The 13,568-nt window shown below is 37.1% G+C and carries 16 protein-coding genes; 11 read left to right on the top strand and 5 right to left on the bottom strand.

Annotation, left to right across the window (positions count from 1 at the left end; all coding sequences use genetic code 11):
- The first annotated feature begins 144 nt into the window (after nt 1-144).
- The 4 genes from MKX72_RS12690 to MKX72_RS12675 all read left to right on the top strand — a co-directional run bounded on the left by MKX72_RS12690 (nt 145) and on the right by MKX72_RS12675 (nt 2,536).
- Complete coding sequence (locus MKX72_RS12690; RefSeq protein WP_155008086.1) at nt 145-372, top strand: hypothetical protein; 228 nt, start codon at nt 145-147, stop codon at nt 370-372.
- A 137-nt stretch (nt 373-509) separates the two neighbouring features.
- Nucleotides 510-791, top strand: a complete 282-nt coding sequence (locus tag MKX72_RS12685; protein WP_028413191.1) for a hypothetical protein — start codon at nt 510-512, stop codon at nt 789-791.
- Between the two features lie 104 nt (nt 792-895).
- On the top strand, nt 896-1,354 hold the full coding sequence (locus tag MKX72_RS12680; protein WP_034266457.1) for a hypothetical protein: 459 nt from the start codon (nt 896-898) through the stop codon (nt 1,352-1,354).
- Nucleotides 1,355-1,609: 255 nt separating this feature from the next.
- Nucleotides 1,610-2,536 carry a manganese-dependent inorganic pyrophosphatase gene (locus MKX72_RS12675; protein ID WP_014459925.1) on the top strand — a complete coding sequence of 309 codons (927 nt, stop codon included), beginning with the start codon at nt 1,610-1,612 and terminating at the stop codon, nt 2,534-2,536.
- Nucleotides 2,537-2,554: 18 nt separating this feature from the next.
- Here the strand turns inward: MKX72_RS12675 and MKX72_RS12670 are convergent, their stop codons facing one another.
- Nucleotides 2,555-3,499 (bottom strand): alpha/beta hydrolase, encoded by a 945-nt coding sequence (locus tag MKX72_RS12670; RefSeq protein ID WP_154988688.1) that lies wholly within the window; start codon nt 3,497-3,499, stop codon nt 2,555-2,557.
- Between the two features lie 225 nt (nt 3,500-3,724).
- Between MKX72_RS12670 and ilvD the strand changes: the two genes are divergently transcribed.
- Complete coding sequence (gene ilvD, locus MKX72_RS12665; protein WP_013083330.1) at nt 3,725-5,401, top strand: dihydroxy-acid dehydratase; 1,677 nt, start codon at nt 3,725-3,727, stop codon at nt 5,399-5,401.
- A 67-nt stretch (nt 5,402-5,468) separates the two neighbouring features.
- Here the strand turns inward: ilvD and MKX72_RS12660 are convergent, their stop codons facing one another.
- Nucleotides 5,469-5,897: a GNAT family N-acetyltransferase gene (locus MKX72_RS12660; RefSeq protein WP_034266450.1), complete on the bottom strand. Its 429-nt coding sequence runs from the start codon at nt 5,895-5,897 to the stop codon at nt 5,469-5,471.
- 295 nt (nt 5,898-6,192) lie between these two features.
- Here MKX72_RS12660 and MKX72_RS12655 point away from each other — a divergent pair, with 295 nt between their 5' ends.
- Nucleotides 6,193-6,981 (top strand): DUF4240 domain-containing protein, encoded by a 789-nt coding sequence (locus tag MKX72_RS12655; protein WP_047750885.1) that lies wholly within the window; start codon nt 6,193-6,195, stop codon nt 6,979-6,981.
- Between the two features lie 46 nt (nt 6,982-7,027).
- Here the strand turns inward: MKX72_RS12655 and MKX72_RS12650 are convergent, their stop codons facing one another.
- Complete coding sequence (locus MKX72_RS12650) at nt 7,028-8,005, bottom strand: DMT family transporter (protein WP_049164797.1); 978 nt, start codon at nt 8,003-8,005, stop codon at nt 7,028-7,030.
- A 79-nt stretch (nt 8,006-8,084) separates the two neighbouring features.
- Here MKX72_RS12650 and MKX72_RS12645 point away from each other — a divergent pair, with 79 nt between their 5' ends.
- Nucleotides 8,085-8,663, top strand: a complete 579-nt coding sequence (locus tag MKX72_RS12645; RefSeq protein WP_049164793.1) for a helix-turn-helix domain-containing protein — start codon at nt 8,085-8,087, stop codon at nt 8,661-8,663.
- A gap of 44 nt (nt 8,664-8,707) precedes the next feature.
- Here MKX72_RS12645 and MKX72_RS12640 read toward each other — a convergent pair whose 3' ends face one another.
- Nucleotides 8,708-8,992 carry a hypothetical protein gene (locus tag MKX72_RS12640; RefSeq protein WP_028408390.1) on the bottom strand — a complete coding sequence of 95 codons (285 nt, stop codon included), beginning with the start codon at nt 8,990-8,992 and terminating at the stop codon, nt 8,708-8,710.
- A gap of 95 nt (nt 8,993-9,087) precedes the next feature.
- Nucleotides 9,088-9,426 (bottom strand): hypothetical protein, encoded by a 339-nt coding sequence (locus tag MKX72_RS12635; protein ID WP_013057201.1) that lies wholly within the window; start codon nt 9,424-9,426, stop codon nt 9,088-9,090.
- A gap of 341 nt (nt 9,427-9,767) precedes the next feature.
- Here MKX72_RS12635 and MKX72_RS12630 point away from each other — a divergent pair, with 341 nt between their 5' ends.
- The 4 genes from MKX72_RS12630 to MKX72_RS12615 all read left to right on the top strand — a co-directional run bounded on the left by MKX72_RS12630 (nt 9,768) and on the right by MKX72_RS12615 (nt 13,436).
- A complete protein-coding gene (locus MKX72_RS12630) occupies nt 9,768-10,886 on the top strand; it encodes a GAF domain-containing sensor histidine kinase (protein WP_155008087.1) in 1,119 nt (372 codons plus the stop codon).
- A gap of 15 nt (nt 10,887-10,901) precedes the next feature.
- A complete protein-coding gene (locus tag MKX72_RS12625) occupies nt 10,902-11,540 on the top strand; it encodes a response regulator (RefSeq protein WP_049164786.1) in 639 nt (212 codons plus the stop codon).
- A gap of 139 nt (nt 11,541-11,679) precedes the next feature.
- Entirely contained in the window at nt 11,680-12,219 is a 540-nt protein-coding gene (locus MKX72_RS12620; protein ID WP_049164783.1) for an NADPH-dependent FMN reductase, read from the top strand.
- Nucleotides 12,219-13,436 carry an MFS transporter gene (locus tag MKX72_RS12615; RefSeq protein WP_155008088.1) on the top strand — a complete coding sequence of 406 codons (1,218 nt, stop codon included), beginning with the start codon at nt 12,219-12,221 and terminating at the stop codon, nt 13,434-13,436. Before MKX72_RS12620 ends, MKX72_RS12615 begins: the two co-directional genes overlap by 1 nt.
- The last annotated feature ends 132 nt before the right edge of the window (nt 13,437-13,568 follow it).

Below are 13,568 nucleotides of genomic sequence, written 5' to 3'. Positions count from 1 at the left end.
AAAAGAAACAAATTATATTTTGAATATTTAGAACTATTTATATACTTTTATTGTAAAATAAAATATAATTATCCTTATAAAAGCAATACGTTGTCTTTATTGAAATTCACAGCATTACTTATTCGTTATAAGGGGGAGAACAAAATGCTTTTTTTATCACATGATGAAAAAATTAAACAGCTGGCTTCACACTTAGCTGAACGACTCGAATGGGAATTAAACCAAGAAGCCTCAGATGAACAAATGCACGTGCTCATCGGCTATTTGTTTGCTTCTCATTTAATCGAGCACCGTCCTACAGGTTATTACGTAAGGTCTCAATACCCTGAGCAGCTAAAAGATTTATATGAAACTTTACACGTCCACCAATAAATTATCTCTTCCTCTTTTGTCCTATATCGTGTAGAATTTTAGAAAATATATGATTTTCTAGTTGATGGCAGAGCTAGGATATAGCGTGGTGTGGCATTTACCTTTAAATGATTAAGTAATGGCTTTAGAGGTGAATAATGTTAGCGCAGATTAAAGAAATGAGTTTAGATAAAAATCGTCGTAATCCACATTACCGCGTGTTGTTGCAGTGTCCAGACGGGAGTGAACTATTCATTCACTTTAATTATACATACCGATCAAAAACATATTGGTCAAGAGATGTATATTACAACAATGTTCATAAAAAATCTCAGCTTGCTTGGTATACCCAAAGCGTAGAGGAAATGACTGCTCAGCAGTTTCTTGAAGAGCTAGGAGCTATAGTAAATGAACATTTCAACTTTACACTGCGACGATAACCAAGAAAAGCATCCTTTAACAAGGGTGCTTTTCTTGGTTATTTTACATAAATAAGGACAGAATAATATATATTCTCTTTTTGAAAGTGAAAGGTGGAAAGCTCATGGCGCAAATCGTAATGTGGGTGCTTTTTATCGGTCCTTGGCTATTGCTTTTTGCAGTTGATAAAGAGCGAGTAAAGCGGTATATGGCTGTATCGCTATTCGGAGTGGTATTGTTAACGGTGGTTTTTCAAATCGCAGATCGCTTTAACTGGTGGGAAGTCAATGAAACTCTTTTTTTCTTTGTTAATATGACGCCTTTTCCTTTTGGCATATTTATAATAGGAACGCTTTTTATTTTTTATTTTACCTATCCTGGCTTTTGGATGTTTATGATTATCAATGCAGCGTTCGATTTATTTCAGGCATTTGTCATGAGTCCTATCTTTGAAAAACTAGACATTTATACACTGAAGGGAATGAATCATTTTTTATTATTTGTACTAATGATGGTTATTGCTGTTCTACTTTTTCTTTATCAAAAGTGGCAAGATACTGCGTTTAAGTTATCTATCAAGTGATAGAGAGACAGGTTGTTTTTTATCGTTAACTTTTATATAATGAACGTATAAAACCCTCTATTTATATCGGAAATAGAGGTGTTTTTACTGTGAAAAAGATACAAAATGGCAAAATATCTGCGGATGAACATCATTTTTCGCAAAAAAATTAAAATAATGTAAAAGTTTATGTTAAAATGGCAATGTTGCGTGAACGAATTAACTAACTTTACGCAAGAATGCTATTTACATACGTAAGAAGGAGAGAGATTTAAGATGGCAAAGACGTTAATTTTTGGACATAAAAATCCTGACACAGATACAATCTGTTCTGCAATTGCATACGCTGATTTAAAGAATAAATTAGGTGTAGACGCTGAACCAATTCGATTAGGCGATATTAACGGTGAAACGCAATTCGCTCTTGAAAAGTTCAACGCTGAACTACCACGTTTCGTTGATGAAGTATCTAAAGAAACAAATGAAGTTATTTTAGTGGACCACAACGAACGCCAGCAAAGTGCAAACGATATTGATCAAGTTCGTGTGCTTGAAGTAATTGATCATCACCGTATTGCTAACTTCGAAACAGCAGATCCTTTATACTATCGTGCAGAGCCAGTTGGATGTACGGCAACGATCTTAAACAAGATGTATAAAGAAAACGGCGTAGAAATCGAACCTAACATCGCAGGTCTTATGCTATCAGCTATCATTTCTGATTCTTTATTATTCAAATCACCAACTTGCACAGACCAAGACGTTGCAGCTGCTAAAGAATTAGCGGAAATTGCAGGCGTAGATGCAGAAGAGTACGGATTAGCAATGCTAAAAGCTGGAGCTGACTTAGGTGATAAAACAGCTTCACAATTAATTTCATTAGATGCTAAAGAATTCAGCATGGGCACAAGCAAAGTTGAAATTGCACAAGTGAATGCAATTGACGTAAACGACGTTTTAGTGCGCAAAGTTGAATTGGAAGAAGCGATTACTAAAACAATCGAAGAAAAAGGATTACAATTATTCCTTTTAGTTGTTACAGATATTTTAAACAGCAACTCTACTGCATTAGCATTAGGTTCTGCTGCTTCAAAAGTAGAAGAAGCATACAATGTAACGCTTGAAAACAATACAGCTGTCTTAGAAGGCGTTGTATCACGTAAAAAACAAGTAGTACCTGTATTAACATCTGTATTTGCTTAATAAAAAAACGGTTCGTGTCTACACACGAACCGTTTTTTTGTCTATTTGCACGTTAAGCCAATTTAGTATATCTTCTATCACTTCATCTTTATTTAATTCATTCAGCAACTCATGGCGGCACTCTTTAAAAAAACGGTAACTTACATCCTGTAATCCTGCCTTTTTAAAGTCGTTATATACTTTGACTACGCCTTTTGTATAGCTGCCTACTGGATCATATTCTCCAGATACCAAATAAATAGGCAGGCTTGATGGAACTAACTTTATATTAGCTAAGTTAGAGATTTGTTTGATTCCTGTTAGTAAGTCATAGAAAAACCCCGCTGTGAAAACCCCACCGCAATAAGGGTCATTTACATATAAATCTACAGCTTCATTATCTTGACTTAACCAATCAAAAGGTGTCCGAGCAGGATGAAATGATTTATTGTATTGTCCAAAAGAGAGTTTATCAAGCAAAGGGCTAGGAGATCGTAACCCTTTTCTCTTTATCTCTATTTGCGCAGCTAATATACCGCCCTGCAGTGAAAGGGAAGGAATGCTGCCAGTACCTGAGAGTATCACACCATGAATGTGCTCTGTATCCAATTGAATATATCTTCTCGTTAGAAAAGACCCCATGCTGTGACCGAAAAGAAAGATCGGTAGGTCCGAGTGTTCCGTCGAAATGTGCTTAGTCAGAGCAATCATGTCGTAGACTACTGTATCAAAACCATTTTCTACAGCAAAAAAACGCTTGTCTTCATCTTTTAAAGCTGTTTGACCGTGACCTCGGTGATCATTCCCATATACGATATATCCATGTTGCGTTAATACATTAGCAAAGTATTCGTAGCGTCCAATATGTTCGGCCATTCCATGGGCTATTTGGACAACGCCTTTTGCAGAATGGTTTTCAACATTCCATTTTTGTGCAAATATTTCTTTTTCTTGATGACCTCTGTAATAAAAGGATTGTTTCATGCTCAGCATCCACCTTCTGTTTTCCTGTAAAATAAGGGATATATGTATATATTATACTAATTTATGCAGGTGATTTTACTATTTTAAAATAAAAAATGATTATTTTGTCATAAACCTTTACAAACCTTTGTGTGATTTGTTAAATTAGTATTTATATTAAAAATTATTAAACAATTTAAAAAGATTTAGTTTTTAATAGGTTAGATGAATACGGAGGGAATTATTGTGGCAGAATTAAGAAGTAACATGATCAAAAAAGGATTCGACAGAGCACCACACCGCAGCCTACTGCGTGCAGCTGGTGTAAAAGAAGAGGATTTCGGCAAACCGTTTATTGCGGTTGTCAATTCATATATTGATATTGTACCAGGTCATGTTCACTTACAGGAGTTTGGTAAAATCGTAAAAGATGCGATTCGCGAAGCTGGTGGCGTACCTTTTGAAATGAACACTATCGGTGTAGATGACGGTATTGCGATGGGACATATCGGTATGCGTTATTCATTACCAAGTCGTGAAATCATTGCTGACTCAGTTGAAACGGTAGTATCTGCTCACTGGTTTGATGGAATGGTATGTATTCCAAACTGTGATAAAATCACGCCTGGGATGTTAATGGCTTCATTACGTCTGAATATTCCGACAGTTTTTGTTAGCGGCGGACCAATGAAGGCTGGCGTAACGAGCGACGGCCGTAAGATTTCTCTTTCTTCAGTATTTGAAGGCGTAGGAGCTCATCAAGCTGGTAAACTTGATGATAAAGGATTACTTGAATTAGAACAATTTGGCTGTCCGACATGCGGATCTTGTTCAGGAATGTTTACAGCGAACTCAATGAACTGCTTAGCTGAAGCGTTAGGACTTGCTTTACCTGGAAATGGTACAATCTTAGCAGTTGCTCCTGAACGTAGAGAATTTGTTAAAAAGTCAGCTAAACAGCTTATGGAATTAATTAAATTAGATTTAAAACCACGTGATATCGTAACAGAAAAAGCAATCGACAACGCATTTGCTTTAGACATGGCGTTAGGTGGTTCTACAAATACAGTTCTTCATACGCTAGCTCTTGCGAATGAAGCTGAAATTGATTATCCGTTAGAACGCATTAATGAAGTAGCGGAACGCGTGCCTCACTTGGCAAAACTTGCTCCGGCTTCGGATGTATTTATTGAAGACTTACATGAAGCAGGAGGCGTATCGGCTGCTTTAAACGAGCTATCTAAAAAAGAAGGAGCTCTTCATTTAGATACGATGACGGTTACTGGAAAAACACTAGGCGAAAACATTGCAGGATGCGATGTAAAAGATTATAACGTTATTCATCCAATCGATAAGCCGTTCACAGAAAAAGGCGGACTTGCTGTATTGTTTGGTAACTTAGCTCCAGACGGCGCGATCATTAAAACAGGCGGTGTTCAAGACGGCATTACTCGCCACGAAGGACCAGCAATTGTATTTGAGTCTCAAGACGAGGCGCTGCATGGTATTGCTAACGGAAAAGTAAAAGAAGGACATGTCGTAGTCATTCGTTATGAAGGACCAAAAGGCGGACCGGGAATGCCTGAAATGTTAGCTCCAACTTCTCAAATTATGGGAATGGGACTAGGTGCAAAAGTAGCACTATTAACAGACGGACGCTTCTCTGGTGCTTCACGTGGATTATCAATTGGTCACGCATCTCCAGAAGCTGCTGAAGGCGGACCTCTAGCATTTGTCGAAGATGGCGACCACATCGTGATTGACATTGAAGATCGTTCGATGAACGTTCAAGTTTCTCCAGATGTTTGGGCAGAACGAAAAGCAAACTGGAAAGGCTTTGAGCCAAAAGTGAAAAAAGGCTATCTTGCAAGATATTCTAAACTTGTAACTTCTGCAAGCACAGGCGGAATTATGAAAATCTAATAGCACAAAAAAGGCTCTCTACGGAGAGCCTTTTTCTTTACTAAAGCAACTGTGCAAAGAAGCCTTTTTAACACGTAAACTCTTTTTTCATAATAACGTGTGGAATACCGTCTTCCATAAAGACATCAGAAGCAGTCTTATACCCTAATTTATGATAAAAAGGTTCAGCCTGAACTTGGCCGTGAAGCTTAGCTTGAGTTAATCCTTCTTTTTTCGCTGCTTCTTCTAAGCTGGTCACCACTTCTTTTCCGAGCCCGTATTTTCTAAATTCCTTTAATACGCATATTCGCTCTATTTTGGCGTAATCGTCTACTATGCGGAATCTGCCAGAAGCAGCTGGTTCGTTGTTATAATAAATTAACATATGTTTTGCCGTTTCCTCATGTTCATCAAATTCGTCTTCTAACGGCACTCCTTGTTCTTCAACAAACACTGTTTTACGTATATGGAATACTTCTTCAAGCTGCTCTTTTGTTGTAACATGCTTAATTTTCATTAAAATCCTTCCTTTTCTACGAATTTAGGCTTCTTTTTTGTATAATAAAAATACGTGATATAAAAAGAGTATAAAGGAAAAATAAAATGTTGTAAATGCAACAAAAAGCAACCAATGAACATTTTACACAAATTTGTGGTCATTACTCACTGTTTAAACGACCTCAGCAATAGTAAGATCAACTGAAACATGTTAAAAAAGCAAAGAAAATGGATTATGAAGCGCTGTGAATCTACATAAATTGTAAAAAGAGAACTATTCACAATAGTAGTGGGATGAAAAAGGGGAATGTATCATGCAAATAACCTTAGTGTATAAAGATGAGCAATCGAATAAATTTTGGAAAGTTGAAAGAAGAGACAGCAAGTTAATCATTCACTTTGGAAAAGTTGATACAGCCGGTCGCATGCAAGTGAAAGAGTTTGCTTCCGCAGAAGCTTGTGAAGCAGAAGCTGAAAAGCTGATTCGTGCAAAATTGAAGAAAGGATATAAGCCTTTAACTTGTTCGATGCAAGTAATGAAAGACAGCACGATGTCAGAGTCTCTCTTTTGGGAATTGATAAAAAAGGCGAAGACAAAATTAGATGTCGATGAGCAAATGGAATGGCTCCGCTCCACGCTAGCGAAGCGTTCTGAAAAGGACATTTTTCGCTTTGATCAGCTACTAAATCAGCATTTTGATCAATCCTATACTTCTTCATTGTGGGCAGCAGCTTATATTGTAATGGGCGGTTGTTCAGATGATTGTTTTGATTATTTTAGAGCGTGGCTTTTATATCAGGGAAAAGACATATATTATAAAGCGATTGAATCTCCTGAGACGATGATTTCTGTACTTAAACCATTAGAAGCAGAAGGCTATGCTCCTCAATTAGAAGAATTACTTTCTGTAGCGTGTGAAGCTTACGAAGAAAAGACAGGTTTAGATAACGACTATTATTATGATAAATATGACCAGTTTGATCCAGTGTGGTACGATGAGCAAGATTTGGATCTTGATTGGGATGAAGATGATGAGGATGGTTTACAGATGCGATTCCCTGTGCTTTGGAGCCGCTATTGGAACAATCATCTCGAATATTAAAAAGAGGAGATGAAAACCTTTAAACAGATTTTCATCTCCTCTTTTTTTATTTTGATAGAGTACGTGACGGGGCGGCCGAAGACAGTTTTGTTTTTTTGTTTAGCATACTGTTCATAATCATTCCAATTACGATTATCGTCATACCAGCTAACGCAATCCCTGTTGGCATACGTCCATTTAATAAAAACACTTCGCCAAGCACGGTAAAAATCATGCTGCCTGATTGAGTTGCTTCAACCGCTCCAAGCAAACCTAAATTTTCTTTTGCCAAGTCTGTTGCGTAAAAGAACGTCATCGTAGCAATTACACCTGAACTCATTGCTAAGATAAAGGCTTGAGAAAATTGAGGAGCTGTTGGCATACCAGTTGTATAAAATCCATATATCGCATAGATGATACTTAGCGGGATACTGCCGATAGCCATACCTAAAACACGTTGAAATGTATCTAATTTCCCTTTGCAAACTTCCATCATTTTTCGATTTCCAAGCGGATATAAAAAAGCAGCCATGACGACAGGGAGAAAACCCAACACAAACTGTGAAAGCGTGATGTTTTCAGCTTCTTTAACTTGCATGAGAATCACACCCGCTAAAATAAACGTTGAAATACCAAGCGTTTTGAGTGGGATGCTTCCTCTTACTTTTTTATTTCCGTCTGCAGTTTGAATAGTTACATAGAAAAGTGGAGAAATGAGCGCACCTGCCAAGATCGTTACTTGCCACGTTCCAGCTATGAGCCATGATGGTCCAAAAAGTGAAGAAAAACTTAATAATGAATAAAATCCAATTCCTGCAAGAGTTCCCCAGCCTAACCAAGCGAAAGGATGCTTTTTCATTTCCATCCATAATGGTGTAAACTTCTTTTGTAAAAGTACTAAAATGAGTAAAATAGGTAGTGCTAATAAAAAACGAAGAGATGCTGTCCAAGCCCAGCTTGTTCCAGATACATTCATGGCACGATTCACAATAAATGTAGCAGAAAAGAACATGGACGAGAGAAGCCCCCATAAAATTGCTTTCATACTTTTTCCTCCTAATTAATAAAAATACCTAAATATATATTATAGTATACTTAGATACAAAAAAAGTGTACCATAATATATAAAAGAAAGGAAGGTAAAAATGCATTCAGAAGAAATGATGAAAAAGGTAGGCAACGAGCTTAGAAAAATAAGAACACAGCGAGAATTCACACTCGATGAATTAGCAGATAGGACGGGAGTCAGCAAACTCACGTTAGGGAAAATTGAAAGAGGGGAGACTAATCCAACCCTAGGAGTAATGTGGAAAATAACAACAGGCTTAAATATCCCTTTAACTAAATTAGTGTCAGTAGAACCTTCAGTGGCTGTATCTAAGTGTGGAGAAGGTTTTTCTCTCAAAGGACCGGACGAAACTTGGAAAGTAGAATTTATTTTTCAAAATCAGATAGATTCGACAATTGAAATGTACCGAGCCTTTCTTTCTCCTCTTGCTACATACTGTCCCGAACCTCATCATAAAGGATTAATTGAAGTAGCAACGGTAATGGAAGGAAAAATCGAAATGAAAATCGAAGAAGAGCTATACGAGCTAAAACAATTTGACTCTATAAAATTTGAAGGAAGTCATGTACACTCATACAAAAATCTTGAAGAACGTCCCGCTGTTCTGCATTTACTGCTAAAATATGAGGAGTAAAGCGGCAGAGCCGCAGTAAAACGAACCATAAAAAATGATTCGTTTTACTGCGGCTCTAATAGCTGTTTATTCATCAGCTTGTTTTGATAGCTAATATATTTTTTTACTTTAATGATACTTAATGAATATTCTTCAATTAATCGGTGGATAGATTGAACCATACACTCTGGGTAATGATGTTTTTTCTGTAAATACACTTTATACTTTCGAATTTGTCTTTCGAAATATAAAATAACTTGTTCAGGCGTTTTTACCAGTAACGATTGCATGTATTCATTTACTTGCGTTTCAAGAAACGAATAGCGATTTGTGATAAAAAATGTCTTCATCTTATTTTCCTCCCTATAGGTTAGTGGTACAAAAAAGAAACCCTTGTGCTAGGATTTCTTTTTTGCTTTTTATTTGAATCAGCTGTGCGCACCTTTTAGGCGCTGATACTTGAAATCGAAGACTGTCTATATTTTTTTATTTTGCATTTTATATATGTAGGCGTTTCGCCGAAGAGATTTGCTACATGTGCAATAGCTCCGTAATACGTTTTAGCATCCATCATTTCTTTATTTACAATATAGTCATACAGGGATGATTCGATATCATCAACAAAAGCTAAAATGTGACGCTTTTCGAATAGGAGTTGATAAAGTTCATTAATTAAGTATGGGCTTTGATCAAATTTGTCTTGAAGCTGCTCTACTCGGTACTTTGTCATAGGCACTTCACACAAGATAATGTATCGTAACTCTTCTAAAAATAATTTATTCATCTTTCTCACATCCCTATTCTGTTAATAATTATATAATAGCACTATGCCTTCATATTTGGAAGCGTTTTCAATGGATTAATTTTAATATTTTTTTCTTCTCATTTCCCTTCATTTTTTCTGTTCTTACTTGAATTATCTGTAGTATAGTTCGTTTTACGTAAAGACTCTAGCTAATTGTTAAACTACCTGACATACTTTTTGAAAATTTTATTATTGATGTTAAAAGGTCTTACATATCTAAGCGGAAATGCTTTAAAAATAACGTTCTGTGAGTCGGAACCAGCTTTAATTGTGATAAAATAAAAAATGGAAAATACATCATATAATATAGGAGAGAGGCTATGGAAAAAGATCATATTTCAGAGCTGAAGATTTTAAAAGACATTTCCGAGATTTTAAATGAAGGCACTAATTTACATACCATGCTTCATGATGCGCTTTTAAAACTGCTGCAAATCACAGATTTACAAACAGGATGGATCTTTTTTATTGATGAAAATGGAAAGCATGAGATGATTGCCGCTCAGCATTTGCCACCAGCTTTATTAAATAAAACCGCTCAGCCTATGTGTAATGGAAGCTGCTGGTGTGTTGACCGGTATATGGATGGCCGGCTTCAAAAAGCGTCTAATATTATGGAGTGTAAGAGACTTGAAGATTCCGTCATTCATGAGTGGGGAGATACACATGACATTACTCATCATGCAACGGTTCCTTTACAAGCAGGGGATGAACGCTTTGGATTATTAAATGTAGCTGCCCCTCATAAAATTCATTTTGAACAGCGAGAGCTTGATTTATTAGGATCCGTCGCTCTTCAAATTGGCACGGCTATCAAGCGGATTAAGCTGACTCAATCTCAGCAGGAAGTAAAACTTATTGAAGAAAGAAACAGGCTGGCAAAAGACCTTCACGATTCTGTTAATCAGCTGTTGTTTTCAATTAATGTCACAGCCAAAGCCGGAAGCAGCTTAGCAAAAGATGTGCAGTTAAAAGAGACTTTTTCCTTAATCCAAGAAACCGCTCAGCATGCTCAAGTGGAAATGAAAGCTTTAATTTGGCAGCTTCGTCCTCAAGGATTAGAAAACGGCATTGTCAGTGCGTTAAAAAGCTATGGTCAAATGCTAGGGCTTAACGTAAAAGAACAAATTAAAGGAGTGTCCGTTTTGCCTGCTGTGATTGAAGAGACACTGTGGAGAGTCGGACAAGAAGCTTTTAATAATTGCCGAAAGCATGCGGGTACGGCAGAGGTACATCTAAACGTAAATATAAGCAAAGACCAAGTAATTATGAAAATCCGGGATAGCGGCAATGGATTTATGTATAGCCCTTCAGCAGAATTGCCGACGCTTGGGCTAAAAACTATGCACGAGCGAATAAAAAGATTAAATGGAAAACTATCTGTTACAAGCAGCATAGGAAACGGAACGATTGTGGAAGTATCTATTCCTCTTTCATAACGGAAAGGAGCGCACATGAAAATAAAGATTTTAATTGCAGATGATCACCACGTTGTCCGAAAAGGACTTGTCTTTTTCTTACAAACGCAGCCTGATTTAGAAGTTGTAGGAGAAGCTTCTAACGGGGAAGAAGCTATAAAGTTAGCGACATCTCTAGAGCCTCATATTGTGTTAATGGATTTATCGATGCCGGTTCTCGATGGAATCGAAGCAACAAAAGAACTAAAAAAACAAGCACCGCATATACAAGTCATGATTCTAACAAGCTTTTCAGATCAAGATCACGTGATACCGGCATTAGAAGCAGGAGCTTCAGGCTATCAGCTAAAAGAAAGCGATCCAGATGAACTTGTAACGGCTATTCGAAAGCTAATGAATGGAGAAAATCAGCTTCATCCCAAAGTCACTACGCACTTGCTAACACGGTTAACCAAAAGCAGCGAAAAGAAAGTCAATTTTATTGATCACTTAACAAAACGAGAAAAAGACGTATTAAAAGAAATTGCAAAAGGCAAAAGCAACAAAGAAATTGGTGCTGCCTTACATATTACAGAAAAAACAGTAAAAACACATGTGTCTAATATTTTATCGAAGCTTGGGGTTCAAGACCGCACGCAAGCTGCTCTATATGCTGTTCAGCATGGAATTTCCTAACCTACGACTTTAGTTGTAGGTTTTTCTCTGTTCACCTCAGTCTATATTGGTAGCTTTCTTTCTATCAATAGCATGACGAAAAAAAGTTCAATCATCCCTATACTATACATATAACCAAACGACAGAGGGGTAGATAAATATGAATATACTTATTATTAACGGAAGTCCTAGAGAAACAGGCCGAACAACACAAGTAACGAGAGAACTTCACAAAAGCTATCAAAGTTCTTTTCTAGATTTAAGTCAATTATCACTTCCTATATTCACCGGTGAACCTCATCAGTATGAAATAGAAGAAGTGAAAGTGCTGACTGAAGCAATAGAAAAAGCGGATGGTATCTTACTTGCGACGCCTGAGTACCACGGCGCTATGAGCGGAGCATTAAAAAACGCGTTTGACTTTTTAAACAGTGCGTATTTTGCACATAAGCCCGTAGCACTTGTAGCCGTAGCAGGAGGAGGAAAAGGAGGTATCAATGCTTTAAACAACCTTAGAACCGTTACACGCGCTTTGTATGCGAATGTTCTATCTAAGCAGTTGGTATTAGACCCTGCAGACATCGTGGAAAAAGGAACTTTACGAAAAAACGCCGCTGACGGAATTCATGAATTAGTTAATGAGCTGACTCTGTATACACAAGTGTCTAAGCAAATTTTAGAAGCTAAGCAAAATGTTTGATGAAGGCGCTTTATAAGGACCGTCGCTTTCAAGCTGTAGTTGCTGCGAATGTTTTATCCTCTATTGGTTCCGGTATTACGATGCTTGCCCTTCCTTTACTGTTAGTTGCATCTCCAGATGGAAATAAACTATTTGGCACGATTATGCTGATTATGACGGTGATTAGCTTTGTGGCTACTCCGTATATAGGTGTTCTTATTGATCGAATGTCACGAAAGAAAATGTTGTTAACCGTAGAATTGATAGGTTTTATCACGGTCATGCTATTTGTGATCGTTGGTTTTGTTACAAATTATTCAACGATTCACTACATCATTTTGTACGGAACCGGAAACCTTTACTACACGTTTTTTTATCCAACGATTTTTGCATTAAATCAAGAAGTTTTTTCAAAAGATGTGTTTCAATCATTAAACAGTATTATGGAAATACAAGGCCAGCTATCGAGTATGCTTGCAGGGGCTGCAGCGAGTCTAGTCATTACCCGTTGGTCGCTTCAATGGATTTTAACAGTAGATGCAGCTACGTATATAGCTGCATTCCTTTTTCTATTGAGTATTCCATATAAACGAAGTAGTGAACGAAGCGATAAAAAACACACTGCGATGAAAGAGGGATTAGCATTCATAAAAGAAAATCGCTCGGTATCTCTTTTTTTACTGCTTTCTTTTATGCCTTTCATTGCTGTGATGATGACGAACTATTTGTTTCCTATTTATCTGACTCAAGAATTAAACGCAAGTCCAGCAGCATACGGGATTGAAAGTGCTGTATATGGTTTCGGAGCATTAACCGCAGGGATATTGATCGTATCTATTATGAAAAGAACAGGCACTGAGCTAGCTATTATGCTGAATATAAGCCTTTTTGCACTTGGAATATCGATCATCTTCTTTATGAAGCTTCTGCCCGTTTACTTTTCTATTGTGTTTCTTCTTGCTTTTGCAAATGCAGGTACAAGAGTAGCTCGAAATACGTTTATGATGCAAAAAATACCGAATATTATCGTGGGAAGAGTCGACAGCTGTTTTCGCTTTATCACGTTAGGGATTCGTATTTTATTGATTTTCTTCTTTACGTACGTTACGGCTAATGATCGTATAGGACTGGCTTCTTTAGGACTTAGCCTGCTTTTATTATCATCCGCTGTGGCAGGCTGGACGCTCTACAAAAGAAAACAACAAAAACAGTCTGCACTGCTTAAGAGTGTTTTATAATGTCTGTTGCATGTTATAATAGAAGAATTGACAAATAATGTTCAACGTTTATGACGTTGGACATTATTTGTTCTGAATAGAAATTAAACAGCAACAGCATTGACTGTTATGCGATTGGAAGATTGTGAAGCG

The organism is Priestia sp. FSL R5-0597 (assembly GCF_038006305.1).
GTDB classification, from domain to species: Bacteria; Bacillota; Bacilli; order Bacillales; family Bacillaceae_H; genus Priestia; species Priestia zanthoxyli.
This window is presented reverse-complemented; position numbering and strand designations above follow the sequence as displayed.

Excerpts from the sequence above, each read along its gene's own strand:
- MKX72_RS12625 (WP_049164786.1), top strand. The coding sequence starts at position 10,902 with ATGAAAATAAAGATTTTAATTGCAGATGATCACCACGTTGTCCGAAAA.
- MKX72_RS12655 (WP_047750885.1), top strand. The coding sequence starts at position 6,193 with ATGCAAATAACCTTAGTGTATAAAGATGAGCAATCGAATAAATTTTGG.
- MKX72_RS12650 (WP_049164797.1), bottom strand. The coding sequence starts at position 8,005 with ATGAAAGCAATTTTATGGGGGCTTCTCTCGTCCATGTTCTTTTCTGCT.
- MKX72_RS12620 (WP_049164783.1), top strand. The coding sequence starts at position 11,680 with ATGAATATACTTATTATTAACGGAAGTCCTAGAGAAACAGGCCGAACA.
- MKX72_RS12685 (WP_028413191.1), top strand. The coding sequence starts at position 510 with ATGTTAGCGCAGATTAAAGAAATGAGTTTAGATAAAAATCGTCGTAAT.
- MKX72_RS12615 (WP_155008088.1), top strand. The coding sequence starts at position 12,219 with ATGAAGGCGCTTTATAAGGACCGTCGCTTTCAAGCTGTAGTTGCTGCG.
- MKX72_RS12635 (WP_013057201.1), bottom strand. The coding sequence starts at position 9,426 with ATGAATAAATTATTTTTAGAAGAGTTACGATACATTATCTTGTGTGAA.
- MKX72_RS12640 (WP_028408390.1), bottom strand. The coding sequence starts at position 8,992 with ATGAAGACATTTTTTATCACAAATCGCTATTCGTTTCTTGAAACGCAA.
- MKX72_RS12680 (WP_034266457.1), top strand. The coding sequence starts at position 896 with ATGGCGCAAATCGTAATGTGGGTGCTTTTTATCGGTCCTTGGCTATTG.
- MKX72_RS12670 (WP_154988688.1), bottom strand. The coding sequence starts at position 3,499 with ATGAAACAATCCTTTTATTACAGAGGTCATCAAGAAAAAGAAATATTT.
- MKX72_RS12675 (WP_014459925.1), top strand. The coding sequence starts at position 1,610 with ATGGCAAAGACGTTAATTTTTGGACATAAAAATCCTGACACAGATACA.
- MKX72_RS12690 (WP_155008086.1), top strand. The coding sequence starts at position 145 with ATGCTTTTTTTATCACATGATGAAAAAATTAAACAGCTGGCTTCACAC.
- MKX72_RS12630 (WP_155008087.1), top strand. The coding sequence starts at position 9,768 with ATGGAAAAAGATCATATTTCAGAGCTGAAGATTTTAAAAGACATTTCC.
- MKX72_RS12660 (WP_034266450.1), bottom strand. The coding sequence starts at position 5,897 with ATGAAAATTAAGCATGTTACAACAAAAGAGCAGCTTGAAGAAGTATTC.